24 protein-coding genes are annotated in these 26,731 nt (G+C 62.9%); 13 read left to right on the forward strand and 11 right to left on the reverse strand.

The window, feature by feature from the left end:
- Positions 1-30: 30 nt before the first annotated feature.
- Genes D109_RS0123520 through D109_RS0123530 form a run of 3 tightly spaced genes read right to left on the reverse strand, consistent with a single transcriptional unit; the run spans position 31 to position 3,568 of the window.
- Positions 31-1,038: a substrate-binding domain-containing protein gene (locus D109_RS0123520; RefSeq protein WP_017479039.1), complete on the reverse strand. Its 1,008-nt coding sequence runs from the start codon at positions 1,036-1,038 to the stop codon at positions 31-33.
- A 56-nt stretch (positions 1,039-1,094) separates the two neighbouring features.
- Positions 1,095-2,084, reverse strand: coding sequence for an ABC transporter permease (locus D109_RS0123525; protein ID WP_003215711.1), 990 nt, complete (start codon positions 2,082-2,084; stop codon positions 1,095-1,097).
- On the reverse strand, positions 2,081-3,568 hold the full coding sequence (locus D109_RS0123530) for a sugar ABC transporter ATP-binding protein (RefSeq protein WP_017479040.1): 1,488 nt from the start codon (positions 3,566-3,568) through the stop codon (positions 2,081-2,083). The genes D109_RS0123525 and D109_RS0123530 overlap by 4 nt, the downstream gene beginning before the upstream one ends.
- A 284-nt stretch (positions 3,569-3,852) precedes the next feature.
- Here D109_RS0123530 and rpiB point away from each other — a divergent pair, with 284 nt between their 5' ends.
- Both rpiB and D109_RS0123540 read left to right on the forward strand, forming a co-directional pair.
- On the forward strand, positions 3,853-4,314 hold the full coding sequence (gene rpiB, locus D109_RS0123535; protein WP_003215716.1) for a ribose 5-phosphate isomerase B: 462 nt from the start codon (positions 3,853-3,855) through the stop codon (positions 4,312-4,314).
- A 63-nt stretch (positions 4,315-4,377) separates the two neighbouring features.
- Positions 4,378-5,358 carry a sugar-binding transcriptional regulator gene (locus tag D109_RS0123540; protein ID WP_017479041.1) on the forward strand — a complete coding sequence of 327 codons (981 nt, stop codon included), beginning with the start codon at positions 4,378-4,380 and terminating at the stop codon, positions 5,356-5,358.
- Between the two features lie 108 nt (positions 5,359-5,466).
- Here the strand turns inward: D109_RS0123540 and D109_RS0123545 are convergent, their stop codons facing one another.
- The gene (locus D109_RS0123545; RefSeq protein ID WP_017479042.1) at positions 5,467-6,420 is read right to left on the reverse strand and encodes an aliphatic sulfonate ABC transporter substrate-binding protein; all 954 of its coding nucleotides are present in this window, start codon (positions 6,418-6,420) and stop codon (positions 5,467-5,469) included.
- Between the two features lie 414 nt (positions 6,421-6,834).
- On the opposite strand from D109_RS0123545, the gene D109_RS1000000134650 reads away from it, so the two are divergent.
- Entirely contained in the window at positions 6,835-6,981 is a 147-nt protein-coding gene (locus tag D109_RS1000000134650; protein WP_177325537.1) for a hypothetical protein, read from the forward strand.
- Here the strand turns inward: D109_RS1000000134650 and D109_RS0123560 are convergent.
- Positions 6,969-7,850, reverse strand: a complete 882-nt coding sequence (locus D109_RS0123560) for a LysR family transcriptional regulator (RefSeq protein ID WP_017479043.1) — start codon at positions 7,848-7,850, stop codon at positions 6,969-6,971. The genes D109_RS1000000134650 and D109_RS0123560 overlap by 13 nt on opposite strands.
- 99 nt (positions 7,851-7,949) lie before the next feature.
- Between D109_RS0123560 and D109_RS0123565 the strand changes: the two genes are divergently transcribed.
- Together D109_RS0123565 and D109_RS0123570 are read left to right on the forward strand one after the other, a co-directional pair.
- Positions 7,950-8,945 (forward strand): aldo/keto reductase, encoded by a 996-nt coding sequence (locus D109_RS0123565; RefSeq protein WP_026078180.1) that lies wholly within the window; start codon positions 7,950-7,952, stop codon positions 8,943-8,945.
- Between the two features lie 38 nt (positions 8,946-8,983).
- Positions 8,984-9,418, forward strand: coding sequence for a cupin domain-containing protein (locus D109_RS0123570; protein WP_081253257.1), 435 nt, complete (start codon positions 8,984-8,986; stop codon positions 9,416-9,418).
- A gap of 6 nt (positions 9,419-9,424) precedes the next feature.
- Here D109_RS0123570 and D109_RS0123575 read toward each other — a convergent pair whose 3' ends face one another.
- Positions 9,425-10,288 carry a LysR family transcriptional regulator gene (locus D109_RS0123575; RefSeq protein ID WP_017479046.1) on the reverse strand — a complete coding sequence of 288 codons (864 nt, stop codon included), beginning with the start codon at positions 10,286-10,288 and terminating at the stop codon, positions 9,425-9,427.
- 102 nt (positions 10,289-10,390) lie between these two features.
- Here D109_RS0123575 and D109_RS0123580 point away from each other — a divergent pair, with 102 nt between their 5' ends.
- On the forward strand, positions 10,391-11,389 hold the full coding sequence (locus tag D109_RS0123580) for a quinone oxidoreductase (RefSeq protein ID WP_017479047.1): 999 nt from the start codon (positions 10,391-10,393) through the stop codon (positions 11,387-11,389).
- 101 nt (positions 11,390-11,490) lie between these two features.
- On the opposite strand, the gene D109_RS1000000133155 is transcribed toward D109_RS0123580, so the two are convergent.
- Both D109_RS1000000133155 and D109_RS0123590 read right to left on the reverse strand, forming a co-directional pair.
- On the reverse strand, positions 11,491-11,838 hold the full coding sequence (locus D109_RS1000000133155) for a hypothetical protein (protein ID WP_081253168.1): 348 nt from the start codon (positions 11,836-11,838) through the stop codon (positions 11,491-11,493).
- A gap of 136 nt (positions 11,839-11,974) precedes the next feature.
- Complete coding sequence (locus D109_RS0123590) at positions 11,975-12,697, reverse strand: pirin family protein (RefSeq protein WP_017479049.1); 723 nt, start codon at positions 12,695-12,697, stop codon at positions 11,975-11,977.
- A 181-nt stretch (positions 12,698-12,878) separates the two neighbouring features.
- On the opposite strand from D109_RS0123590, the gene D109_RS0123595 reads away from it, so the two are divergent.
- Positions 12,879-13,829, forward strand: coding sequence for a GlxA family transcriptional regulator (locus tag D109_RS0123595; RefSeq protein WP_026078181.1), 951 nt, complete (start codon positions 12,879-12,881; stop codon positions 13,827-13,829).
- An 88-nt stretch (positions 13,830-13,917) separates the two neighbouring features.
- On the forward strand, positions 13,918-15,465 hold the full coding sequence (locus D109_RS0123600) for a winged helix-turn-helix domain-containing protein (protein ID WP_017479051.1): 1,548 nt from the start codon (positions 13,918-13,920) through the stop codon (positions 15,463-15,465).
- On the opposite strand, the gene D109_RS0123605 is transcribed toward D109_RS0123600, so the two are convergent.
- Together D109_RS0123605 and D109_RS0123610 are read right to left on the reverse strand one after the other, a co-directional pair.
- Complete coding sequence (locus D109_RS0123605) at positions 15,412-18,204, reverse strand: winged helix-turn-helix domain-containing protein (RefSeq protein WP_017479052.1); 2,793 nt, start codon at positions 18,202-18,204, stop codon at positions 15,412-15,414. The genes D109_RS0123600 and D109_RS0123605 overlap by 54 nt on opposite strands.
- A gap of 65 nt (positions 18,205-18,269) precedes the next feature.
- Entirely contained in the window at positions 18,270-18,668 is a 399-nt protein-coding gene (locus tag D109_RS0123610; protein ID WP_017479053.1) for a helix-turn-helix domain-containing protein, read from the reverse strand.
- A gap of 205 nt (positions 18,669-18,873) precedes the next feature.
- Here D109_RS0123610 and D109_RS0123615 point away from each other — a divergent pair, with 205 nt between their 5' ends.
- From D109_RS0123615 to D109_RS0123635, 5 genes are all read left to right on the forward strand, one after another.
- On the forward strand, positions 18,874-19,782 hold the full coding sequence (locus D109_RS0123615) for a LysR family transcriptional regulator (RefSeq protein ID WP_017479054.1): 909 nt from the start codon (positions 18,874-18,876) through the stop codon (positions 19,780-19,782).
- Positions 19,783-19,863: 81 nt separating this feature from the next.
- On the forward strand, positions 19,864-20,457 hold the full coding sequence (locus D109_RS0123620; RefSeq protein ID WP_017479055.1) for an antibiotic biosynthesis monooxygenase: 594 nt from the start codon (positions 19,864-19,866) through the stop codon (positions 20,455-20,457).
- A complete protein-coding gene (locus tag D109_RS0123625) occupies positions 20,454-22,292 on the forward strand; it encodes an amidohydrolase (RefSeq protein WP_017479056.1) in 1,839 nt (612 codons plus the stop codon). The genes D109_RS0123620 and D109_RS0123625 overlap by 4 nt, the downstream gene beginning before the upstream one ends.
- A 24-nt stretch (positions 22,293-22,316) precedes the next feature.
- On the forward strand, positions 22,317-22,934 hold the full coding sequence (gene ycaC / locus D109_RS0123630) for an isochorismate family cysteine hydrolase YcaC (RefSeq protein WP_017479057.1): 618 nt from the start codon (positions 22,317-22,319) through the stop codon (positions 22,932-22,934).
- Between the two features lie 191 nt (positions 22,935-23,125).
- A complete protein-coding gene (locus D109_RS0123635; RefSeq protein ID WP_017479058.1) occupies positions 23,126-24,013 on the forward strand; it encodes a LysR family transcriptional regulator in 888 nt (295 codons plus the stop codon).
- 1 nt (position 24,014) lies between these two features.
- Here D109_RS0123635 and D109_RS0123640 read toward each other — a convergent pair whose 3' ends face one another.
- A complete protein-coding gene (locus D109_RS0123640) occupies positions 24,015-26,705 on the reverse strand; it encodes a TonB-dependent siderophore receptor (protein ID WP_017479059.1) in 2,691 nt (896 codons plus the stop codon).
- Between the last annotated feature and the right edge of the window lie 26 nt (positions 26,706-26,731).

A 26,731-nucleotide genomic window follows, 5' to 3' on the forward strand; every position in this document is an offset into this window, starting at 1 on the left:
CCCACACTTGACCGGGTTTCAAGTCAAAACTTACTTCGTGCCGCTCACCTGCTGGTACAGCGCATCCGCATTCGCATTGGTCACTGGCACCCACGGCAGGATGTAGTTCTTGGCGGTGCCGTCACCCCATTTCACATCCTTGCCATAGCGTTCCCAGATCACCGACTGCGGCTTGTAGTCCTTGCCGGCCAGCGCCCGCAGCGCCACATCCAGCGCGCCTTGGGATTGCGCCTGGGCGTCTTGCAGGAAGGTGGTCACTTCATCTTTCTTCGCCGCCTGTATCGCATCTGGCATGCCGTCGATGGACGTCACCGGCACATCCTTGGACGACAGCCCATGGGACTTCAATGCCTGCACCGCACCGAGGGCCATGTCATCGTTTTGCGCGATCACCCCGTTGATGCCTTTGGGGTGGGCGTTCAGCCAGTCTTCAGTCAGGGCCAGGGCCTGGGCGCGGTCCCAGTTGGCGGTTTTCTTCTCGATGATCTTGATGTCCGGGTGCTTGCCCAGCACTTCCATCTCACCCTTTTCCCGGTCGATCTGTGCCGATTGGCCAATCGGGCCCTGGATGATCACGACGTTGCCCTTGCCCTTGAGCTTGTCGACCATGGCCTGGGCCTGGAGCCGGCCGCCTTCCACGTCGTCGTTGCCGACATAAGGTACGTTGGCGTCGGCCACCTTGGTGTTGGAGGCGATCACCACCACGTCATTGCTCATGGCGGCCTTCACGGTGCCGACGCCGGCCTTGGTGTCGATCGGTACAAACAGGATCGCGTCGTAGTGCTGGGTCACCATGTTTTCAATCTGGTTGTTCTGGGTCAGGGCGTCGTAGTTGCCGTCGAACACGGTCAGTTGCACGGTGCCGTCCTTGACGGCCGGGTGTTCCTTCAACTCGCGTACCCAGTTCTGCATGAACTGGCCCTTGAGGCCGTATACCGCGGCGCCGATCTTGTAGGTCTTGCCATCGGCCGCCAGGGCAATGCTGCTGGCGAGCAGGGAGAGTGCCGCGACGGCGGCGAGGGAAATACCAACTTTCATGATGAGAACTCCGCTTATTGTTGTAGGTCGTTCAGTTCGGTTTCGAGGAAAAGCGACTAGCGTTTTTTCTTGCGCCACACATCAATCAATACTGCGAACACGATGATCAGGCCCTTGGCGACCTGCTGGTAATAGGAGGACACGCCGAGCAGGTTCAGGCCGTTGTTGATCACACCGATCAGCAGTGCACCAAACAGCGTGCCGACAATCGTGCCGGTGCCGCCCGACAGGCTGGTGCCGCCGATCACCACCGCGGCAATCGCGTCCAGTTCATAAGAAGTACCCGCCTGGGGCAGGGCGGAGGTGGTGCGCGCCGACAGCACCACACCGGCCAACCCGGCGAGCAACCCCGAGACCACGTACACCGAAAACATCACCTTGCGCACGCCGATCCCGGAGGTGCGCGCGCTCTTCTCATTGCCGCCCACCGCGTACACATACCGGCCGTAGGTGGTGTAGCGCAGCACCATCCAGAAGATCAGCGCGACCACGGCGAAGATCACGATGGGCACGCCAATCGGACCGATTTTGCCGATACCCAGCGCCAGGTACGCGTCGGGCAGGTCGGTGATCGGGCTGCCGTCGTTGAGGATGAAGGTCATGCCCCGGGCAATGCTCAACATGCCCAAGGTCGCGACAAAGGGTGGGATCGACAGGTTGGCGACCATAAAGCCGTTCACCACCCCGAGCATCGCCCCGGCGAACATCCCGGCGCTGACCGCCGCCAGCACGCCATACCCTTGGGTCGCCACCATGGCACTGCACAACCCGGCAAACGCCAGGATCGAGCCCACTGACAGGTCGATGCCCTTGGTCAGGATCACGTAGGTCATGCCCACGGCGAGAATTCCGTTGATCGAGGTCTGGCGCAGGATGTCCATCCAGTTGCGCCAGGTCATGAAGTATTCGCTGGCGAAGGCCATCACCAGGCACAGCAGGATAAACACCAGCGGCAGGCCGAAGCGGTCGAGGGACAAGCGCAGGCGGCTGCGGGGTGCGGTGGTGACGGGGGCGGCTGCAGGTGTAGAAAGTGATTTGGCATTCATGAGGCAAGACTCAACAAGGCTTCCTGGGAAAGGGCGGTATCGCTGCTGATGGTCACCAGCCTTCCGCCTTTGAACACGGCAATACGGTCACTCAGGTGCAGCAATTCAGGGGCTTCGGACGACACCACAATTGCCGCACCACCGGCGCGCACGAACTGGTCCAGCAGGTGATAGATCTCCTGCTTGGCACCTTCGTCGATGCCCCGGGTCGGCTCGTCGCACAGCAGGCAGATCGGCTGGGTCGACAGGCATTTGGCGAGCACCACTTTTTGCTGGTTGCCGCCGCTCATGGATTCCACCGGCAGGTCCAGGGAGGTGGTCTTGATCTGCAGGCGCTTGACCATGTCCTGGGCCAGCTGGTTTTCCTTGCGCGCGTTGATCAGTGACCAGCTCGACAGCTGCTTGTAGGCCGACAACGCGATGTTCGAGAGGATGCTGCCGCTGAGCACCAGGCCGCTGTCTTTGCGGTCTTCGGTGACCAGTGACATGCCGGCCTGGATCGTTGCCTTGGGCAGGCCGATGGGCATTGGTTTGCCTTGCAGGGTCACGCTGCCGGAGTCCGGGGTGGTCAGGCCGTAGATGCAGTTGAGGAATTCACTGCGGCCCGAGCCCATCAGCCCGTAGATACCCAGAATTTCACCTTGGCGCAGTTGCAGGCTGATGTCCTGGAACTCGCCGGCGCGGCTCAGGCTATCGACGTCCAGGCAGCATTCGGCGGCGCATTCGCGGCCGACCTTGTGGTCAATGCGGGTGAGTTCCTGGCCCACGATGCCGCGTACCAGGTGGGCGCGGTCGATATCCGCCATGCGCCCGGTCTCAACGAAAGCGCCGTCACGAAAGATGCTGTAGTCGTCGGCAATCTGCGCCAGTTCGCTGAGGCGGTGCGACACATAGATGATGCCCGCACCACGGGCGGTGAGGCGGCGGATCGCCTTGAACAGGGTTTCGGCCTCACGCTCGCCGATGGCCGAGGTGGGCTCGTCCATGATCATCACCTGGCAGTCGTGGCTGAATGCCTTGGCGATCTCCACCAACTGGATCTGCGCCACGCTCAGACGGTGCATGGGGCTGGTGGCGTCGACGTCGAACTCCAGGCCTTCCAGCAGCTCGCGAGTGCGCCGGTTGAGCTCCTTGCTGTCGACGATGCAGCCGGCGCGGCGCGGTTCGCGGCCCAGCCAGATGTTTTCGGCGACGGTCATGTAGGGGATGGGTTCCAGTTCCTGGGTGATCATCGCGATCCCCGCCGCCAATGCTTCGCTGGGGCGGTTGAACTGAACGGGTGAGCCATTGAGCAGGATGGTCCCGGTGTCACGTTGGGTGATGCCCATCAGGATGCTCAGGAAAGTCGACTTGCCTGCGCCATTGCCGCCGCACAGGGCGTGGACGCTGCCGGCACGCAGAGAGAGGCGCCCCTCACGCAGGGCAGGGATCCCGGCGTAAGCCTTGGCGACGTGTTCAGCCTGGAGCAGTAATGGCGTGGCCATCGGCGTGTCCTCGTGCTGTGAATTCTTATTAGGTCGCACAGTCATGTTTCGCTGTGATCATATGTGTATCAAATGAAATTCTGATCAGTCAATCTCTTTCACTGAAAAGTTGTAAATGGGTGGATTTGCGCAAAGCGTACCGGTTTAGAGGGCTTTGACTGCAAGGTCAGCTAAATCTTGCTTGACAGGGCGCTTCGAATATCCGAGAAATGGCTGAGCGAAATTTCAATGAGTGATCATATGATCATTCGAAAGTACCCAAAACGGCAGCGGAGCCAAACGCCATGAACACACCTTTCCCGGTGGCTATCGGATGCGATGAAGCGGGTTATGAGCTTAAAGAACTGTTGAAGCGCCATATCGAGGCGCTGGGTTACCCGGTGACCGACTTCGGCACCCACTCCACGGCGCCCGTGCTCTACCCGGACATCGCCCTGGCGGTGGCCACGGCGATCAATGCCGGTGAACAGCGGCTGGGGGTACTGGTGTGCGGCACCGGCATCGGCATGGCCATCTCGGCCAACAAAGTCCTGGGGATTCGTGCAGCCCAGGCCCACGACACCTATTCGGCGGAGCGGGCGCGCAAGAGCAACGATGCGCAGATCCTGTCCATCGGTGCACGGGTGATCGGCGCGGAACTGGCCAAGAGCATCGTCAAGTCGTTCCTGGAGTCGGAGTTCGAAGCTGCGCGTTCCGGGGCCAAGGTCGACCGCATCAACGCGATCGAGCGTGACGGGCATCAGTAGTGGACGGAACGGGGCAAGAGTCGGGAGAATGCGCCTTTGACACCGAAACGGAAGCCCGTGCCCATGAGTGACAGTACCCAGCGCATCGCCAGCGACATCGACCTGATGACCGAAGTGGCGATGCTCTATTACCTTGAGAACGTCACTCAGGAAGCCATCGCCAAGCGCTTCGACCTGTCCCGGGCAAAAGTCAGCCGCCTGCTCAAACGCGCACGGGATGAAGGCATCGTCGAGGTGCGGGTGTTGCAGCATCCGGCGATGAACAACGAACTGGAACAGGCGCTGGTGGATCGTTTCCAGCTGGATCGCGCCTTGATCGCAGTCGACCACAGCGATCCCGACACCCAGCGCTCGGCGGTTGCCAGCCTGGTGGCCAACTACCTGAACAAAACCCTGAGCGACGGCATGATCGTCGCGGTCGGCATGGGCCGTAACGTCGGTGCGGTGGCTGATAATGTGTTCCTGCCGGTGACCCGCAACTGCACGTTTGTGTGCGCCATTGGCGGTTCGCTCAAGGCGGGCGAATACATGAACCCTGACCACATCTGCCGGCGCCTGGCCCTGCGCTTTGGCGGCGAGAGTGAAAGCTTGTACGCCCCGGCCCTGGTGGCCAACCCGGAACTGCGGGGGGTGTTGATCAGCAACGATACGGTGCGTTCCACCCTTGACCGTGCCCGCCGTGCCGACATGGCGTTGATCGGCATCGGCGACATGAGTGAAAACAGCAACATGGTGCGCATGGGTTGGTTCTCACCCCAGGAAATCGCCCAGGCGCGGTTGTCCGGTACGGTGGGCGACATGATGGGCTATGACTTCATCGACATTCATGGCCAGCCGGCGGTCAATGCGATTCAAGGGCGGGTGATCGGGTTGACGGTGCAGGAGCTGTTCCGCATTCCGGACGTGGTGGCGATTGCGAGTGAAAATACCAAGGCGGCGGCGACGCTGGGGGCGTTGCGCTCGGGAGTGATCAATACCCTGGCGACCACGGTGACCAATGCTCATACCATCCTTGCGCTGGATGACGCGACGCGTAAAAGCTGACACTCCCCGATAGTCCAAGCCCTGAACATCAACTGTGGGAGCTGTCGAGCCTTGGCGAGGCTGCGATGGCATCACCGCGGGCAAGCCCGGCTCCCACAGTTGACTGCCTCAGGGTTTCCACACCTGCACATCCTGCGCATCCACCGCCTTGGGTAACAACCCCGCCTTGAAGAACGCATCCGCAATCTTCTGCTGTTCACCTAACTGATCCAGCGTCACCGGCTGCACCTCATAACTACGATGAGCATTGGCCGCCTCGACAGTCTCCACATCCAGGTTGCCCCACAAAGGCCCCAGCACTTTCGCGGCATCCCGCGGGTGACTCTTCACCCACTCGCCAGCCTGGTGCAACTGCTCGTAAACCAGCTTCAGCACTTCGGGATGCGCCTTGGCATAGGGCGTACCCGTCAGGTAATAGCGCTTGTAACTGGCCAGCTCGGTGCCGTCCGCAAGGGTGCGGGTGGGCAGTTGGCGCTGCACGCTGGTGAGGAACGGTTCCCACGTGACCCAGGCATCAACCTTGTGGTTTTCAAACGCAGCGCGACCATCGGCGGGCGTCAGGTACGCCGGCTCGATATCGGAGAAGGCCAGCCCCGCCTTGTTCAGGGCAGCGATCAATAAATAGTGAGTGCCGGCGGCCTTGGTCACGGCGATTTTCTTGCCTTTCAAGTCCGCCAGTTGCTGGATCGGCGAGTCCTTGCGCACCACGATCGCCTGGGCTTGGGGCGAGGGCGCTTCCTGGGCGAAGTAGGTGAGCTTGGCCTGGGCGGCCTGGGCAAAGATCGGCACGGTGTCGGCCACGTCAGCGCTGATATCCACGTTACCGACGTTGAGCGCTTCCAGCAGCGGCAGGCCGCTGGGGAACTCGTGCCAGGTCACGTCGATACCGTCGGTCTTGAGGGCTTTTTCCAGGGTGCCCTGGGTTTTCAGCAAGGTGATCAGGGTCGAGGATTTCTGGTAACCGATGCGCACGGTTTCCTGGGCGTGTGCACTCAGGGCGGTGCAGAGGCCCAGCGTGGCCAGGCCAGTGATGAAAAGGCGATGGAGCGAAAACAGGGGCATGGCGTGCTCGACTCTTAATGGATTAAGGTCAGCTTATTGTTCTAAAAATTATTCGATAAATAATTTTTCGGTCTTAGCTTAGGGCTTTATCGGATGCGCCGTTCGCGGCCTTTCAGCGTCAGGATGAAGGACACAATATGCAGTTGTAGCTTGGTTGCCCATGGGGTGGTGGCCAAAGTGATTCGCGCCTTGGTTCGCAATGATTTTTCAGACTTTCTCGACTGGCAGTTGCGCAATGGAGAAGTGCTGATCCTCAAAGCCGACGCAGAGCCCAATGTGGTGAGGGAGCTTGCTCCCGTTGGGGTGCGAAGCACCCCCTGGTAGACCACTGCGGTCCTTCAGGGTGAGCCGGTCAATGCTTTCGGGGTTGCTGCGCAACCCAGCGGGAGCAAGCTCCCTCGCCACAGGGTTTGTGTGAGTCATGTCTTACAGAGCAATGCTCAACGCCTGCGCATCCGTCGTCCGGTCGAATCCACCGTGGTCGCGCGCAAGGTCCCGCGCATCGCCGTGGTGTTCGATGGGTTGGGCGCGGCCCTGACGGATTTCCTTCAGCCGCGATAACGCAGCGCGTCCACCAACAGCGCAAACGCGGGCGAGGTCTGGCGGCGGTTGGGGTAGTACAGGTGAAAGCCGGCAAACGGCGCACACCAGTCATCCAGTACCTGCACCAGTCGCCCGTCCGCCAGATAAGGCGCCACCAAGTCGGCAGGCACGTAACTCAAGCCCAAGCCGTCGACCGCTGCCTTGAGCAATGGGTACACGCCATTGAAGGTCACCTGGCCAGACACCCGCACATTCAGGCTTTCGTCGCCTTTCTTGAATTCCCACACATACAGACCGCCATTGGTGGGCAGGCGCAAGTTGTTGCAGGCGTGATCGGTCAAGTCCCGGGGCGTGCGGGGGATCGGGCGCTGGGCGAAGTAGGCCGGTGAGCCCACCACCAGCATGCGCATGTCGGGGCTGATGCGCGTGGCGATCATGCCCTGGGCCACGTCTTCCCCAAGCCGTACACCGGCGTCGAAACCATGGGCGGCGATGTCGACAAAGCCATAGTCGCAACATACCTCCACGGCGATGTCCGGGTACTGCGCCAGGAACGGTTTCAACACCGGCCACAGGATGAATTCCAGCGCGTGGTCCATGGCGTTGATGCGAATGGTGCCGGACGGCCGGTCGCGCAAATTACTCAGGCCTTCAAGCCCCACCTGGATTTCATCGAAGTGCGGCCCGACCGTATCGATCAAGTGCTGCCCCGCTTCGGTGGGTGACACGCTGCGGGTGGTGCGGGTCAGCAGGCGCAGCCCCAGGGCGCGGATGGTATGGCTCAGCGCCGATTGGGAAACCCCGAGTTTGGCCGCTGCCTTGGTAAAGCTGCGCTCACGGGCTACCGCCAGAAAGGCGAGCAGGTCATTGGCGTTTTCCCTGAGCATTGGTGAGTCATCCTCATAAGTATTTTCAGATTCTAGCGGCTAATTATCACAATTCGTAACTGTTAGATTGGATTCAGTCCCCTTACCCGGAGAATGACCATGCGCAGACGCACACTCGGTAACAGCCAACTTGAAGTCTCGGCCCTGGGGCTCGGTTGCATGGGCATGAGCTTTGGCTACGGCCCTGCGGCCGACAAACAGCAGATGATTGCCTTGCTGCGCAATGCGGTTGAACAAGGCGTGACCTTCTTCGATACCGCCGAAGTCTATGGCCCGTTCATCAATGAAGAACTGCTGGGCGAAGCCCTGTCACCGCTGCGTGAGCAGGTGGTGATCGCCACCAAGTTCGGATTTGCCCCGGACCCGTCCGGCAATGGCAAATGGTCCGGTCTCGACAGCCGCCCCGAACATATCCGCCAGGTAGCTGAAGCCTCTCTGAAACGCCTGAAGACCGATTTTATCGACCTGTTTTATCAGCACCGGGTTGATCCGAATGTGCCGATCGAAGAGGTGGCCGGTGCCGTGAAGGATTTGATTCAGGAGGGCAAGGTCAAGCACTTCGGCTTGTCGGAAGCCGGCGCCTCGACCATCCGCCGCGCCCATGCCGTTCAGCCGGTGACCGCTCTGCAAAGTGAGTACTCCCTGTGGTGGCGCAAGCCGGAGGCCGAGGTGCTGCCGCTGCTGGAGGAGCTGGGCATTGGCCTGGTGCCCTATAGCCCGTTGGGCAAAGGCTTCCTGACCGGCAAGTTCGACAGTCAGAGCACCTTTGACAGCTCGGATTTTCGGAGCAGTTTGCCCAGGTTCACGCCTGACGCTTTGCAGGCCAACCAGGCCCTGGTGGAGTTGCTGCGCCAGGTTGCCCAGCGAAAAAACGCCACGCCCTCGCAGATTGCACTGGCCTGGTTGCTGGCCCAGAAGCCCTGGATCGTACCGATTCCAGGCACCACCAAAACCTCGCGCCTGACGGAAAACCTGGGGGCGATCGAAGTGCAGCTCAGCGCGACGGAGCTCAGTGAACTGGACGTCGCCGCTGCCAACATCGCCGTGCATGGCGACCGCTATCCCGAAGCCCTGGAAAGGATGACCGGCCTATGAACACCAGCCTCGCCGCCACCGCGCTTTCATTGTCATTAATGGCACTCGATTCACCCGCACAGGAGACGCCCATGCTGACCATCACGCCCAACGGTTCCCAGCCCTCTGCAAAAGGCCCGGCGGATTATTTCACCGGCACGGTACGCGTCGATTCACCCTTCAAGGGCACCGACGCGGCACGCGTCACCGGGGCCTTCGTCACCTTTGAACCGGGCGCGCGTACCGCGTGGCACACCCACCCGCTGGGCCAGACGTTGATCGTGACCGCAGGCCTGGGCCAGGTTCAGGAATGGGGACAGCCCGTGCGGGCCATTCGCCCCGGCGACACGGTATGGATCGCACCCGGGGTCAAGCATTGGCATGGCGCGACGGCGAACACCGCCATGACCCATATCGCGATCAACGAAATGCTCGACGGCAAGGTGGTGGACTGGATGGAGCAGGTCAGCGACGAACAGTACGCCGCGCAGTAATCGGCCTCACCGCCGCAACTGCGGCTCGCCTTCAATGCAACTCACCAAAAACTCCATCACCACCTTCACCGAAGGCGAGCGGCGCATGTCCGGGTAAACCGTCAGCCAGATATCGCGAACCGGGCCTTCGGTGTTCGTTGCCAACCGCACCAATGCCCCGTCGTGATCCCCCACCAGCGTGGGCAACACCACTGCACCCACCTGGGCGCGGGCGGCCATTTGCTGGGTGATCAGGTCGCTGGCGGCGAAGGCAATCGTGCGGTTGCCGCGCACCTGGTGCATCCACGCCTGTTGGGGCAGGTGGTCGCGGGTGGCGTCATAGGCAATGAATGTCCACTGCTCGGCAGGCAGTTGTTTGAGCTGGGGCGTGGCATAGAGGCCGAAGCGCACGGCGCCGACCTTTCTGCGTACCAGCGCTTCCTCATCGGGACGCACCGTGCGCAGGGCAATGTCGGCTTCGCCTTTGTCGAGGGCGGCGAGTGTTGTCGAGGACATCAACACGATATTCAGCTTGGGATACTGCGTCCTGAAGCGTGCGACATGGGGCGCGATGCAGTGGATGGCAATCGACGGCGGGCAACTGACCCGCACGGTACCGGCCACCTCGATGGAGGCCACGCGGGGCAGGCGCATCACTTCGGTGGCCATCTCGGCCATGCCTGCCGCCAGCTTCGCCAATGCCAGCCCTTCCTCGGTGAGCGGTCGGCTGCGGGGCAGGCGATCCACCAACTTTACGCCGAGGGCTTTTTCCAGGGCATCGACGCGCCGGCCAACGGTGGCGTGTTCCACCTGCAGCTCGCGGGCGGCCGCCGACAGCGACTGGGTGCGCGCCAGTACGGTGAAGAAATACAGGTCCTGCCAATCGAACATCGGGTTATTTCCGCACGGAGGGTGGGAGGTGTTGGGGAATTTTCGTACAGAGTAGCGCCTTTTACCATGGCGCATTCCCACCGCAAACGGAGTTGTCCCGCGATGAAAGCCCTCACCCTTGAAACCTATGGCGGCCCGGAGGCCGTTCAACTGCGCCTTGATGTGCCCAAACCCCCAGTGACACCCGGCCACGTATTGATCAAGGTGGCCTGCGCCGGGATCAGTTTTATGGATGTGCACACTCGCCAGGGCAAGTACGCCACGTCGGTCACCTATCCGGTACGGCTGCCGTGCATCCTGGGTATGGAAGGGGCCGGTGTGGTGGTGGAGGTGGGCGAGGGCGTTAGCCATCTGGCGCCAGGTGACCGGGTGGCGTGGTGCATTGCCTGGGGCGCGTTTGCTGAATACGCCAGCGTACCTGCCGAGCGAGTGGCGCAGATTCCCAATGCGATCGGCTTCGATCAGGCGGCTGCAGCGATGTTCCAGGGCTGCACCGCCCACTACCTGATTGAAGAGGTCGCGCGGTTGCAGGCGGGCAACCGCTGCTTGATCCACGCGGCTTCCGGCAGTATCGGCCAGTTGCTGGTGCAAATGGCCCATCGACTCGGTGCCACGGTGTTCACCACCGGCAGCAGCGTCGAAAAGTGTGCGATTGCCCTTGAGCGTGGTGCCGATCACGCCTGGCTATACGATGGGTTTGCCGAGCGGGTGTTGGAGGCCACGCAGGGGCAGGGGGTGGTTGTGGTGTTCGATTCGGTGGGCAAGGCCACCTTGCGCGAGAGTTTCAGGGCATGCCGCACGCGCGGTTTGATCGTGAATTACGGCAACGTTTCCGGTTCGATCACTGATCTGGACCCGATGGAGTTGGGGGAAGCCGGTTCACTGTTCCTGACGCGCCCACGACTCAACGACCACATGGCCGACGGCCCGACCGTGCAACGGCGTGCCAATGCGGTGTTCGCGGCGATGCTTGAAGGTTCGCTGACAGTGGATATCGAAGGGCATTACGCGCTGGAAGACGTGCATCAGGTGCACGCGCGGATTGAGGCAAGGCAGCAGATTGGCAAGGCGGTGGTGTGGCTGGACCGTGAACTCCAGTAATGGCGAGAGAGCTTGTGTGGCATTTGTGAGGATCAGTTAATAGCAGGCGAAAAAAAGCCGGCTGATCAGGCCGGCTGGGGGTGAACCGCGAACGACAGGGGTTACGCGCGGTTTTCCATCAGGCGGTCTGCACCACCTTCGGCTACGCGGTTTTCTTGAAGACGGTCTGCACCACCTTCAGCGACGCGGTTTTCTTGAAGACGATCAGCACCACCTTCAGCGACGCGACGTTCCAGCAGGCGATCAGAGCCCCCTTCAGCAACGCGACGTTCCAGCAGGCGATCAGAACCCCCTTCAGCAACGCGACGTTCCAGCAAACGGTCAGAACCACCCTCAGCCACACGGCTGTCCATCAGGCGATCCGCGCCGCCTTCAGCGAGGGCAGGTTGGGTAAAGGCGCTTACAGCAAGTACCGAGAAAGCGAGGCTAAGCAAGAGTTGGCGTTTCATGAGGGTGTGCTCCGGGATGTCATTGGTTGGTATGGATGCGATGTTACGCGGTGGATTTTTTTAGAGAACTTCATTGGGCTGATGGTGACTATCGACGCCAGCGATGGCCCGTTTTCGCGGACCATCGCGCCGACTATCACGGCATTTCAGGCAGTTCCTGAGGGCGCAGGTCGAACACCAGCACCTCGGCATTCTCGCCATGGCTCAGGTGAATTTCCCGCTCGTCGCGCACTCGGGCACCGTCGCCTTCGTGCAAGCGTTGGCCGTTGACTTCAACGCTGCCCCGCGCCACATGGATGTAGGCATAGCGTTCCGGAGCCAGTGGCAGGCTGGCGGTTTCAAAGCCGTTGAACAGCCCGGCATACACCCGCGCATCCTGGCGCACGCCGAGGGAGCCGTCGGTGCCTTCCGGCGAGATGATCAACTGCAACCGGCCGCGTTTCTGCGCCTCGGTGAAGTGCTCCTGCTGATAGCGCGGTTCGGCGCCCGCCACCGCCGGCACGATCCAGATTTGCAGGAAGTGCACGCCCTGGGTATGGCTGTGGTTGAACTCGCTGTGGGCCACGCCGCTGCCGGCGCTCATCAGTTGCACATCGCCGGGGCGAATCACCGAACCGGTGCCCAGGGTGTCCTTGTGTTCCAGGGCGCCTTCGAGCACATAGGAAAAAATCTCCATTTCGCGGTGCGGGTGTTGGCCGAAGCCCTTGCCGGCGGCAACCCGGTCATCGTTGATCACCAGCAGGTCGGAAAAACCCTGTTCCTTGGGATTCCAGTAGTTGGCAAACGAGAAGGTGTGGAACGACTTCAACCAACCGTGATTGGCGGCGCCGCGTTCCGAGGCTTTGCGAAGGGTCAGCATGGGGTGTTCTCCTCAAGGGAAGCTTGGCTGCGAGATGCAGGGCTTCGGTGTAAGGAGAAGATTACTGGTTATCAGCAGGTTGATTAAGAAGCTGAAATCGGAATGACTGTCCTGTATTAGTTGACAGTTAGTGACGTGCCATAATGCTCGGATTCACCTCCTGAACGGGCAATTCCTGACAATGAAAACCGTGGCCATGGCGCTGTTTCCTGATTTCCTTCTGCTCGATATGGCCGGGCCGCTGGAGGTGTTCTCCATTGCCAATCGCTACCTTGAACCGCCAGCCCATTATCAGATCCTGACCATCGGTACCGAGCCCGGGCCACTGCGAGCCTCCAATGGCGTGGTGGTACACCCCGACTTGCAGCTGGACGAGGCCCTTGAGGCGTATGACTTGCTGTTGGTCCCCGGTGGCCTTGGCGCCTACAACGAATGCCATCCCGCCCTGTTGCCCTGGCTCAAGGCCGCTGCGCCCCGCGCCCGAAGATTCGGCTCCATCTGCACCGGCGCCTTTGTGCTGGGGTATGCGGGCTTGCTGGACGGCCAGCACGTGACCACCCACTGGCATTACACCGAACGGCTGATCAAGGCCTTTCCCAAGGCCATCGTTGAGACCGACCGTATCTACCTGCAGGACGGCCGGCTCATCACCTCGGGCGGCGTGACGGCGGGCATCGACCTGGCGCTGTCCATCGTGGCCCAGGACCACGGCAAGCAGGTGGCTGTCGACGTGGCCAAAGTGTTGTTGGTGGTCATGAAACGCCAGGGTGGCCAGGCCCAGTTCAGCCCGATGACCGCAGCGGTGGCCCCTCAGGAAACCGCGATTACCCGGGTGCAGACCCAGGTGCTGGAGCGACTGGACCAGGCCTTTACCATCGAGTCCATGGCGCAATTGGCGGGTATGAGCACACGGCACTTTGCGCGGGTGTTCGCCAAGGAAGTGCAGATGACCCCGATGGCCTTCCTGCAAGGTGCCCGCATCGATCGTGCCCGGCACTTGCTGGAAAGCACCGACCTGCCGCTCAAGACCGTAGCGTTTCACGCGGGGTTTGGCAGCGTGCGGCATATGCGGTCTCTGTTCAGTGAAAAACTGGGCTTGAACCCGACCCAATACCGCCAGCAATTCAGCTGATGTCCGTCCGGCGCACCTGAATGTCCGTGTGGATCCCCGTGCCAGCATTGTCCTGTCACCGGTAGCTGGCAAGATAGCGGCCAGTCCCATGGAAAAGGATGCGCAGGCGCCCAAGAACGGGTGTTTCAGCGCTTTGACGAGCATGAACAGCCTTCATACGATTGAACCGGAATGCTCAGTGCGCTTCGGACCCTTCACGTTCTACCCCCAGCAGCGCCTGGTGTGCGCAGAGGGCCGGCCGCTGCCGCTGGGCGGGCGTGCGCTGGACATTCTCGCGGTGCTGGTGGAGCAGGCGGGGCAGTTTGTCAGCAAGGCGGTCCTGATCGCACGGGTGTGGCCCAGCAGCGTGGTGGAGGAGAACAACCTGCGGGTGCACATCGCGGCCCTGCGCCGTGCCTTGGCCGATGGCGAGGGCGGGCGGTGCTACATCATCAACGTGCCGCAGCGCGGTTATTGTTTTGTCGCGACGCCACCCATGCAGGCAGAAGCTGCACAGCCCTTACCTGAACATAACCTGCCAGCACGCCTGGTGCCGGTGCTCGGCCTGGAGCCGCTGGCGCGCGCCCTTGCCCGGCGATTGCCGGGGCAAACGCTGATGACGCTCACCGGGGGCGCCGGCATCGGCAAAACCACCCTGGCGCTGTACCTGGCCGCACAGGTTCTGCCGCGCTATCGCGACGGCGTGTGGTTGGTGCAGCTGGCCGGGATCAGCCAGTTATCCGGCGTGCTCCGTCAATTGGGCAAGGCGCTCGGGATTGAGGTTGAAGCGGGTGCTACGTTGCAAGGCGTTTGCCGGCAACTGGCGTCGCGGCAATTGTTGTTGGTGCTTGATGGGTGCGAACAGGCGCTGGCGGCGTGTCGCAACCTGGTGTCTGCCCTGCGGGAAATGGCGCCCCGGGTGACGCTGTTGTTGAGCAGCCGCGAAGCGTTGCATATGCCCGGCGAATGGGTTCAGCGCGTGCCTGCGATGGCGGTGCCGCCGCTGTCGGCATTGGCTTCTGTCGAGCAAGCGCTGGCTTATCCCGCGGTGCAGCTTTTTGTCAGCCGGGCCCAGGCCTGCCAGCAGGGCTTTGACTTGCGCAGGCAAGGCCTGGTCCCCCTGCGGGATATCTGCCGGCGCCTCGACGGCATCCCACTGGCCCTGGAGCTGGCAGCGGCCCAGGTCGATGCCCTGGGCATCAAGGGCGTGCAGTTACAGTTGGCGAACGGCTTGCTGGTGCTGACTCGCGGGCGGCGAACCGCGGTAGGGCGGCATCAATCCATGAACGCGGCGCTGGACCGGACCTACGATCGCTTGAGCCTGCCGGAGCGCTGGCTGTTCCTCCAGTTAGGCTTGTTCAAGATGGCGGTGACTTTGCCGAGACTGAGCGCGCTGATTGCCGGTACTGAACTGGAACACGCCGACTTGCCCTATCTGCTGGCACGGTTGGTGGACACCTCGCTGCTGACCGTCGAACCCGGTCCCGGCCCCCGGCGTTATCGCCTGCTCAATAGCGTACGTGCCTATGCGCTGGCCCGCCTGGGTGACGGGGCACAGGTGAGGTTGTTGCAGCAAGGCTACGGGCATTATCTTGGGCCGTTTTCAGGCCGGCACTTTGTGGTGCAGTTCGTCGAGCAGGCGGCGCACGCTCACTAGGTCCGGCGTGGAAAACCCTTCGGTAAAGCGCCCGTGGACGGTTCGCAACAGGTCGCGCGCGGCGGCGTGCCGGCCCTCGCGTTGCCATAGGCGGGCCAGTGACAGCGCGCTTCGCAGTTCCCAGGCCAAGGCGCCCTGCTGACGAGCCAGCCCCAGCGCTTCCAGCAACAGGCTTTCAGCCACCTGCGTCGGGGGCGGGTCAGCCCGGTGCAGCAGGGATTCGGCGCGCACCCGCAGGATTTCTGCGGTGCACCACCCCGCATCGCCCCGCCGGGCCCGTTCGAAGCAGGCCTCATCCATGTCCCTTGTGTGCAGGGTCACAACGATGTCCTTGATCAGGCCCAGGCCTTCGACGTTCTCTTCGTGCACCACGCCGTCCAGTGCCTGGGTGTAATGCCTGGCCCAGGTGTCGAACAGCAGCACCGAGTGCTTCTGTGCCTGCTGCGACAACAACTCCAGCATCGATCTTGCCGCTTGGTCGTCACCGTTGTAGTGAGCGATGACGACACCCGCGAGGGCCAGGGTGTAGCAGATCGAGGTGCCGTGATTGATTTGCAGCGCCAGCTCCAGCGCCTGGCGGGCGGTGCGCCAGGCGCGCTCCGGGAAACCCTGGAGCCAGAGGATGCGCGCCAGCACCGTCAGCGACGCCACGCTCTGGTCGTATTGCACGCCAAACCCATGGGTAAACCGATTGCGGTGGCCGCTCTGCGCCATGCGCTGCATCACCTGTTCAGCGTTGTGCCGTGCCAGGGCCTGGTTGCCGGCAAAATGTTGCGCCAGTACCCGCAGGCGCTGTGCGCTCAAGCCCAGCAGCGGTGGGGCGTTGGGGGCCAGGTGATCGAAGTGCAGGCTTTGACGCAGGGCTTGCTGGTAGTTGCCGCTGCACAGGTTGACCGCCAGGTGGCCGGACACGGCCCTGAGCTGGCCGGCGACATCCTGGCTGTTTTCAGCCAGTTGCCTGGCGCGCTCAAAGGCCTCGATGGTCTGTGGGGTTGCGCCCTGGGTGTGATAGGAAAAACTGCCCAGGGCCAACTGCAGTTGCAGGTGCAAGTGCGCGCAGGGCGTGGTTGATTGCTGGAGCAGGGCCAGGGCCTTGCCCACATACAAACCGTGCTCGGTGAGCAGCGACAGCTCCTGCCACAGCGGCATCGCGCTGACCGTCAAGCGGATGGCCAGCAGCGGCGCGCCTGCCTGGCTCAACCCCCAGTCGAGGGCGGCACGCACGTCTTCGCGGCAGGCGGCATAACGGTCGAGCCACTGCTGGGTGGACACGTGTTCCCAGTCGGCCTGCGCTTGATTCATCAGCGTCAGGCACCGGGCAGCGTGGCGCTCACGACTGGCCTCAAGCTCACCGGCGGCGCTGAGTTTCTCCAGGGCATAGGTGCGGGTGATGTCCAGCAGTCGATAGGTCACCGCTTCATCGCCTACCTCAACGTTGAGCAGGGACTTGGCCACCAATTGCGTGATCGAACCCAGGACCTCGGTCGGCGCAATGTGTTCACCGCCGATCACTGCTGCCGCCGATTCCAGGGTGAACACACCCCGGAACACCGCCAGGCGCCGCAGGCAGACCTGCTCGCTGGCGGTCAGCAGATCGAAGCTCCACTCCAGGGTGGCGCGCAGGGTCTGGTGCCGGGGCAGGGCGCTGCGCCGGCCGCGGGTCAACAGGCGAAAGTTATCCTCCATCTGCACCAGCAAGCCCGGCAGGCCAAAGCGTTTGATTTGCGCAGCCACCAGCTCGATTGCCAGGGGAATGCCGTCCAGGCGTCGGCAGATGTCGATGGCCAGGGGCAGCTCGGCGTCACTCAGTTCAAAGCCGTCCCAGCGCGACAACGCCCGTTCCACCAGCAATTGCAGCGCGGGGTACGCCATCGCTTCGGTGCGGTCGCCCGTGGCCGGCGGGCACGCCAGAGGCTCCAGGCGTTGCACGAACTCGCCTTCGGCGCGCAGCGCTTCGCGGCTGGTGGTCAGGATGTGCAGCTGGGGGGCATTGCGCAGCAGGGTTTCGCTGATCAGCGCAATATCGTCGAGCAGGTGCTCGCAGTTGTCGATCACCAACAGCATCTGGCGCTCGCGCAGCAGGCTGGCGAGGCCGCACAAGGGCTCGTGGCTCGGTGGCGTGAGTTCCAACAGGGCCGCCAGGTTGGGCAGGATCATCGAGGGTTGGTTCAGGGGGGCCAAGTCCAGCAGGCGGATGCCGTCGCGGTAACGCCCGATCAGCAGTTCGGCCACCCGCAAGGCGACGGTGGTCTTGCCGATACCGCCGGCCCCCGTGAGGGTGATGAAGCGGTGTTGAGGCAACTGCTGCACCAGGCTTTCGACCAGGGCCTGGCGTCCCAGCATTCGGGTGCGCCGCAGTGGCAGGTTGTGCCCTGGATGAGCCCCTGTACTGTCGCCTTCCAACGCCGTGGGCTCGACGCTCAGGGGCGCAACAAAACTGTAGCCACGCTGGGCCACGGTGACGATATAGCGCTGCCCGGCCTGGCCATCGCCCAAGGCCTTGCGCAGGGCCGCCATGTGCACCCGCAGGTTGCCGTCTTCCACCACGGTCCGGGGCCAGACCCGGGCGATCAGCTCCTGCTTGCTCACCACCTGGCCGGCGTGCTCGAGCAAAATCAGCAGGATATCCACCGCCCGGCGGCCCAGGCGCAACGGTCGGCCACCCTCCAGCACCGCGCGCTGGCGCGGGTGGATCCGGTAGGGGCCGAAATGCATGGCCTGGTCGCTGGGGTTGCTCATGCGCGGTCTCTGGAACGAGGTCTGTGGTGCATATTCCAGAGGTTTGCGCTGGGGTGCAATCACCACTAGGCGGCGATCATGCGAAGTTGGTGGTTACGCCAGGTCATCGGGTTTACGCCTTCGCTGCGGCTGAATATGTGGCAGAAGTGCGCCTGGTCGCAAAATCCGCATTCCTGGCTGATTTGGGTCAGGCTCAAGGCGGAGTGGATGATCAGCTCCTTGGCCCGCTGGATACGTTGCTGGCGAATCCATTCCTGGGGAGAGAGGCCGGTACTGCATTTAAACGCGCGGGAAAAATGGCTGCGGGACAGGGCGCAGGCCCGTGCCAGTTCGGCGACTTCCAGGCTGTCCCCGAGGTTGGCCAGGATCAACTGCTTAACCATGCGTTCGCGGCGGGGGCACAGGCCGCCGGTGGCAGGGGCTCGGGGGTGCGGTGCAGGTGCGATTTGCTCAAGTCGGGCCATGACAGATTCCGTGGTCGATGGGAGCGTGTCCTGTTGATGAAAATCCAGTGTAGACCGCCGTATTCTTGGTGCCGGACCGTCTGGCTGGCGAGTTAATCGTTGTTAATTTCGCCAGGTGCCTGCGCAAAAAAGACAGCACAGGAATGCAATTGCAGCGGCCTTGAGCGTGGTTAGCTGACGGGGTGCTCACCTCCCGGGAAACCCTATGAATCGCAACGACTTGCGCCGCGTCGACATGAACCTGCTGGTGATTTTCGAGGCCCTGATGTTCGAAAAGAACCTGACCCGGGTTGCCGAAAAACTCTTCATGGGCCAGCCAGCGGTCAGTGCGGCCCTGGGCCGGTTGCGCGACCTGTTCGATGACCCGCTGCTGTTGCGCAATGGTCGCGGCATGGAACCCACGCCACGGGCCGTGGCGATCCTCAAGGAGTTGCAACCGGCCATGGACATCATTTCCGGCGCCGTGAGCCGCGCCAAGGACTTCGACCCTTCCACCAGCTGCGCGGTCTTTCGCATCGGGCTGTCGGATGACGCCGAGTTTGGATTGTTCCCGCCGTTGCTCAGCCAGCTGCGGGAAGAGGCGCCCGGGATCATCGTGGTGGTGCGGCGTGCGAACTACTTGCTGATGTCGGCGTTGTTGGCCAGTGGCGAGATCTCCGTGGGGGTCAGCTACACCACCGAGCTGCCAGCCAATGCCAAGCGCAAGAAGCTGCGGGATATTCCGTGCAAGGTCCTGCGGGGGGACGACCGGCCGGAGCCGTTGACCCTCGACGACTACTGTTCACGGCCCCATGCCATGGTGTCGTTTTCCGGTGACTTGAGCGGCAACATTGACTTGGACCTCGCGCGGGTTGGCCGGGCGCGGCGGGTGGTGTTGGCGGTGCCGCAATTCAGTGGGTTGCGGGACCTGTTGGCCGGCAGCGAGATGATTGCGACGGTGCCCGACTATGCCGCCTGCGCGTTGACCCAAGGCAGCGGGTTGCGGGCCGAGGACCCACCGTTCGCCATCGATGCGGCAGAGCTGTCGATGGTGTGGAGCGGGGTGCACGACAACGATCCGGCGGAGCGCTGGTTGCGATCGCGGATTGGCGAACACATGTCCCGGACGCTTTAACAGAGCACGTACATCCAATTTTTACGCTGCGCGACGCCCCACACTGCGGCCATCGCTCACGTATTCAGGGGGAGGGGCACGATGGACTCAGTCACGCAGCAAGGCGGCCCGGACGAGGTGGTCACCTTGGTGGTCAAACACCGCATCAAACCCGGCCACGAAGCCGACTACGAAGCCTGGCTGCGGCGCATCGTGCGCATTGCCGGCGAGCGCCCCGGCCACCTCGGCGTTGACGTGGTGCGCAGCAAGCAGGGCGGCCTGGCGCTGTTCACCTGCGTGCTGCGTTACCGCTCCACCGATGATCTGGAACGCTGGCTGGAGTCGCCGCAGCGCCTGGCGCTGATCAACGAAGCGGCACCGATGCTGGCCGACGGCGACCAGACTGAAGTCGGCGCGGTCAACGAGTTCTGGTTTTCGCCCCTGGCCGATGCCGCTGCCAAGCCGCCGCGCTGGAAACAGGCGGTGGTCACGCTGCTGGTGATCCTGCCGCTGACCTTGCTGGTGCCGATCATCTGGGGCCCGGTACTGAGGCTGCACCCGTTCTTGTCCAACTACATCGTCGCCACCTTTCTGGTCACCCTGACCATTGTCGTACTGGTGGTCTACCTGCTGATGCCGGCGGCCACCCGCCTGTTCGCGCCCTGGCTTGAAGCCTCTGTAAAGGAAACCCTATGAACGCCGATCTGATTCTGTTCAATGGCCAGTTCCACACCGTGGACCGTGAAAATCCCCGCGCCACGGCAGTCGCGATCCACCAGGGACGCTTTGTCGCGGTGGGCACCGACGGCGAAGCCATGGCCCTGCGCGGCAGTGGTACCCAGGTCATCGACCTCAAGGGTCGCACCGTCATCCCTGGCCTTAACGACTCGCACCTGCACCTGATCCGTGGCGGCCTGAACTACAACCTCGAACTGCGCTGGGAGGGCGTGCCGTCCCTGGCTGATGCCCTGCGCATGCTCAAGGACCAGGCCGACCGCACGCCCACGCCGCAGTGGGTGAGGGTGGTGGGCGGCTGGAACGAATTCCAGTTCGCCGAAAAACGCATGCCCACCCTCGACGAACTCAACCAGGCCGCCCCCGACACGCCGGTGTTCGTGCTGCACCTGTATGACCGTGCTTTGCTCAACCGCGCGGCCCTGCGGGTGGCCGGCTACACCAAGGACACACCGAACCCGCCCGGCGGCGAGATCGTGCGCGACCACAACGGCAACCCCACCGGCATGCTGGTGGCGCGGCCCAACGCGATGATTCTCTACGCGACCCTGGCCAAGGGCCCGAAACTGCCCCTGGAATACCAGGTGAATTCCACCCGTCAGTTCATGCGTGAACTCAACCGCCTGGGGCTGACCAGTGCCATCGACGCCGGCGGCGGTTTCCAGAACTACCCCGACGACTACGCAGTGATCGAGCAGTTGGCCAAGGACCAGCAACTGACGGTGCGCATCGCCTACAACCTGTTCACCCAGAAGCCCAAGGAAGAGCTCAGCGACTTCAAGAACTGGACCGGCAGCGTAACCCTGCACCAGGGCGACGACTACCTGCGCCACAACGGCGCCGGCGAGATGCTGGTGTTCTCGGCGGCCGACTTCGAAGACTTCCTCGAGCCCCGCCCGGACCTGCCGCTGACCATGGAGCAGGAGCTGGAACCGGTGGTGCGCCACCTCGTAGAACAGCGCTGGCCGTTCCGCCTGCACGCCACCTACAACGAGTCGATCTCGCGGATGCTCGACGTGTTCGAGAAGGTCAACCGCGACATCCCGTTCAACGGCCTGCCGTGGTTCTTCGACCACGCCGAAACCATCACCCCGCAGAACATCGAGCGGGTGCGGGCGCTGGGCGGCGGCATCGCGATCCAGGACCGCATGGCGTTCCAGGGCGAGTACTTTGTGGAGCGCTACGGTGCCAAGGCCGCCGAGGCCACGCCACCGATCAAGCGCATGCTCGCCGAAGGCGTGCCGGTGGGCGCTGGCACCGACGCCACCCGGGTGTCGAGCTACAACCCCTGGACCTCGCTGTACTGGATGGTCAGCGGCCGCACCGTGGGCGGGCTGGAACTGCACGCCGAAGGATTGCCCCGGCTGACCGCCCTGGAACTGTTCACCCACGGCAGCGCCTGGTTCTCTTCCGAGCAGGGCAAGAAAGGCCAGATCAAGGTCGGCCAATTGGCGGACGTGGCGGCCCTGTCGGCGGACTTCTTCAGTGTCGACGAGGAAGCCATCAAGTGGATCGAATCGGTGCTCACCGTGGTCGGCGGCAAGGTGGTCTACGGCGCCGGCGACTTTGAAGATTTCGCGCCCCCCAGCGTGCCGGTGCTGCCGGACTGGTCGCCGGTGGTCAAGGTGCCGGGCCACTGGCGCCCGACTTCACCGCTACAGGCCCAGGTGCACCAGTGCAGCGGCCCCTGTGGTGTGCATTCCCATAGCCATGAACGGGCGCGTCTTTCGAACGTGCCGGTCAGCGACTTCCAGGGTTTCTGGGGCGCGTTTGGCTGCTCGTGTTTTGCCTTCTGAATCTAACCCCAAAGGAGTGTTCCCATGACTTACAAACGCCTGAACAAAGACGACGCCGTGGTTGTGCTGGTGGATCACCAGACCGGCCTGATCTCGCTGGTACAGGACTTCTCGCCCAACGAGTTCAAGAACAACGTGCTGGCCCTGGCGGACCTGGCCAAGTTTTTCAAGCTGCCGACCATCCTCACCACCAGCTTCGAAAACGGCCCTAACGGCCCGATGGTGCAGGAGTTGAAAGAACTGTTCCCGGACGCACCGTACATCCCGCGTCCTGGCCAGATCAACGCATGGGACAACGCGGATTTCGTCCAGGCGGTGAAAGCCACCGGGCGCAAGCAACTGATCATTGCCGGTGTGGTGACGGTTGTCTGCGTCACCTTCCCGACGCTGTCGGCCCTGGCGGAAGGCTTTGAAGTGTTCGTGGTCACCGATGCGTCGGGCACCTTCAATGAAACCGTGCAACAGGCCGCCTGGGCGCGGATGACGGCCGCTGGTGCGCAACTGGTGAACTGGTTCTCGGTGGCCTGCGAGCTGCAAGGGGACTGGCGCAACGACATGGAAGGCCTGGCCAACCTGCTGTCGCCGCGCATTCCCAACTATCGTAACCTGATGAACAGCTACTCGGCGCTGACGGCCAAGTAACCCGCTCTCTGATATGACGATCGTTCCCACGCTCCGCGTGGGAATGCATCCCGTGACGCTCCGCGTCGCCCTTGCGCAAACGGGACGCGGAGCGTCCAAGGCGGCGTTCCCACGCAGAGCGTGGGAACGATCAGTTGTGGTGTGGCGACTGACCGGCTATAAAACAGCCCAGCGTCCACCGAGAAGCGACAATGAACCCCTTCGAAGACATGCGCCTGTTTTGCCAGGTCATGGAATCCGGCAGCTTCACCGCCGCCGCCGAACACCTTGGCCTGTCCAAGCAATTTGTCAGCCGCCGCCTGATCCAGCTGGAAGAGCGCCTCGGCGTACGCCTGCTCAACCGCTCCACCCGCCGCCTGGACGTCACGCCCCTGGGCCAGAGTTACTACGAATCCGCCCTGCGCCTGCTCAGTGAAGTCGAGCAAGTGGAGCAGGGCATCGCCGGGCAAAACACCGACCCCCGCGGCACCATTCGCTTGAGCGCACCGTTGTCGTTTGCCATGGCGCACCTGGGCAGCCTGTTGCCGTTGTTCCTGCAACGCCACCCCCACGTCACCGTGGAAGTCGACCTCAGCGACCGCCCGGTAGACCTGATCAGCGAAGGCTACGACCTGGTGTTGCGCATCGGCGCCCTGGAAGACTCGACCCTGATCGCCCGGCGCATCGCCAGTGTGCAGCGCGTCTACTGCGCCAGCCCGGACTACCTGGCCCGCCACGGTACGCCGCAGAGTCCCGATGACCTGGCCGATCACGCATGCCTGCCTTACGGCCATGGTCGCCAGGTGCAATGGCACTTCAAGGTCGATGACAAACCCCACACACGCAACGTCAGCGGACGCATGCGCGTCAACAACGGTGAGCTGCTGCGGGACGCGGCGATCGCCGGGTTGGGTATCACGTATCTGCCAACCTTTATCGTCGGCCAAGCCCTGCAGGACGGCCGGCTGGTGACGCTGCTGGAAGACACTACGCCGGACTCCCTGACCCTGTCAGCGGTGTACCCCCAGCACCGCCAGAGCTCGCGCCCGGTGCAGGCGTTGATCGAGTTTCTGCGTGAGCGCCTGGCCGGCGGTTGTTGAGTCAGAACGCGTACTGCACCCGGCTGTAGTAATACCCGCCGGTAAACCCGAACGGCGAATAGCTGCTCCAGTTATCGCCGAACGAAGAGTTCTTCACGCCGATATGATCCGGGTATTTGTCGAACAGGTTCTGCGCACCCACGGCCACTGTCAGCTGTTTGGTGATTGCATAGGCCACATCGAGGTCGGTGATCCATTTGGCCGAATACGTGCGGTCCAGGCTCGGGTCGCTGGAGCTGTTGACCTCGGTGTAGGTGCCGTAGCGGGTCAAGCGCAGGTTGACGTCGAAGTCGTGGATCGCCCAGTCGGCGGAGAAGATCATCTTGCTGCTGGGTGAGGTTTTGGTAATCAGCGCCCGGGACTGGCGGCCCATCAACTGGAAGTCTCCCAGGGCGGCGAGCTGCGCCGGGGTGTCGTTGACGCTGAGGATTTGCGTGTGGTTGTAGTTCAGCGCCGCGGTCCATTTCACCGAGCCGTAGCGGTCGAGGTTTTGCCGGTAGTTGCCCACCACGTCCACCCCGGAGGTGCGGGTGTTGGCGCCGTTGGTGAAGTACTGCGCGCCGGCGGTGGCCGGTACGCCGATGCTGTCCAGCAGGGAGGCAATGCCCGGGCCCTGGAAGCGTTCGCTGAGTACCAGGCGGTCCCGCAGGTTGATCACGTAGCCGTCCACCGTGAGGCTCAAATCATCGCTTGGGGTAACGGCAAACCCGAGGCTGAAGTTGGTCGAGCGCTCCGGTTTCAATGACTTGGCACCCAAGGCCTGGGCCCCGGCGGAATCCACCGGCAGGATCACGTAGTTGTACGATTGGTACACGCCATTGATGGTGTCGAACCCGGTGGAGCGCGCCGTGAAAATCTCGTTGGCCAGGGACGGCGCACGAAAACCGTTGCTCACGGTGCCGCGCAGGGCAAACACCGGGTTGAACGCATACCGCGTGCTGAGCTTGCCGCTGCGGGTGCCGCCGACGCCTTCGTTGTAATGCTCGTAGCGCCCGGCCACGCCGACGTACCACTGCTCGGTGGGGTAGAACCCGAGGTCGACATAGCTGGCGACGCTGTTGCGGCTGACCTTCTGCGCGTCTTCGGGGCGGATGCCGTTGGTGACCTGGGCCCCCGGATCGGGACGCTGCCCGGCCCGTGGATGGCCCGCCGGGAACACGTAGCCGCCATCGATATAAGAGGCCTCGGAACCGGCGCGGGTCTCGTAGCTTTCGCGCCGGTGCTCCAGGCCGAACGCCACGTCCAGCGGCTTGGCCAGGCCGATCTCGTAGGTATTTTTCAAGTCCAGGTTGGTGGTGAGCTGGTCGGCAATATAGATCCCGGAGGTGAACCTGTTCGGCGTGCTTTCACCCAGGGACGGGTTCTGGTTGTCGTAGGTACGCTGCTTGGCATAGTTGCGCCCGTAGGTGCTGCTCAAATCCCAGGCCCAACCGCCGCTGAGGTCGTTGCCCTTGGCACCGAAGGCGGATTGAAAGTCGGTCTCGTTGACCAGCCAGTACGGGCTGTAGCCATTGGGGTAGCCATTGGGCCCGGTGGTGATGGTGTTGCGGCCATTGGGCAGGCGGAAGTTCTGGCCGTCGTTGTTCTCCCGGGTGGCCAGGGTGGAGAACGAGTACAGCGTCAGGTCGTCGTTCAGGGGCAGGTCGAGGTTGTAGGCGACGTCGGCCAGTTGGCTGCGGGGCGAGCCGTAGCCTTTGTAGGTGTGGTGGCTGGAAGTGGCTTCACGCGGGTCGGGGGAGCCATCCGCCAGCGGGTAGTAATGGCTGCTGTAGCCGTTGCTGCCGGCCTTGTTGTCGCGCTCCTGGTAGCGGGTATCGAGGGACACGTTGAGCACCCCGGCTTCGCCTACCTGGAAGCCATAGTTCAGGGCCTCCTGGCCGGTGCCGCGCTTGCCGTCGTAGTTCTGGCCCAGGGTGGTGTCGGAACTGCCGCCGGTGGTCTGCTTGAGGATGATATTGATCACCCCGGAAATCGCATCCGAACCGTACTGCGCCGCCGCACCGTCGCGCAGCACCTCCACATGGTCGATGGCGGCCACCGGGATCAGGTCGAGGTCGCTGGGAGCGGCGCCGCTGTTGATGCCGTTGATGTTCAGGGTGGCGCTGGTGTGACGGCGTTTGCCGTTGACCAGCACCAGCACATGAGAGGCGGTCAAGCCGCGCAAGGTGGCCGAGCGCACCACGCCGCTGGCATCCCAGCCGGCGCGGTCGGGCAGGTTGAACGAGGGGATGAGCTTGCCCAGGGCTTCCAGCAAGCTCGGCTTGCCCACGGCCCGCAACTGTTCGCCGCTGATCACATCAATGGGCGTGGGGCTGGTGGTAACGGTACGTTGTTCGGCGCCACGGTTGCCGGTGACGACGACGGTGTCGAGGGTGGGAGAGCGGTCTTCGGCGGATTCGACGCCGAAGGACGCCAGGCCGCACGCCAGCGAGAGCGGCAGGAGTTTCAGATGATGGTGCCGATGTAGCTTCTTGCGGTGAGCGAGATTGCTGTGGTGAGGGGACTTGCTGTGGTGAGTGAGCTTGCTGTGGTGAGGGAGCTTGCTGTGGCGAGGGAGCTTGCTCCCGCTGGGCTGCGTAGCAGCCCCAATATCGACGCCACAGTCAGAGTCAGGCTTCAGGGCCGCTACGCGCCCCAGCGGGAGCAAGCTCCCTCGCCACAAAGGTGCCGTCAGCCAGTTGAATGTTCGCATGAGAGTGGAGCTCCTTGGTCTCGAGT

It is taken from the genome of Pseudomonas sp. PAMC 26793, assembly GCF_000313235.1.
Lineage (GTDB): Bacteria > Pseudomonadota > Gammaproteobacteria > Pseudomonadales > Pseudomonadaceae > Aquipseudomonas > Aquipseudomonas yamanorum.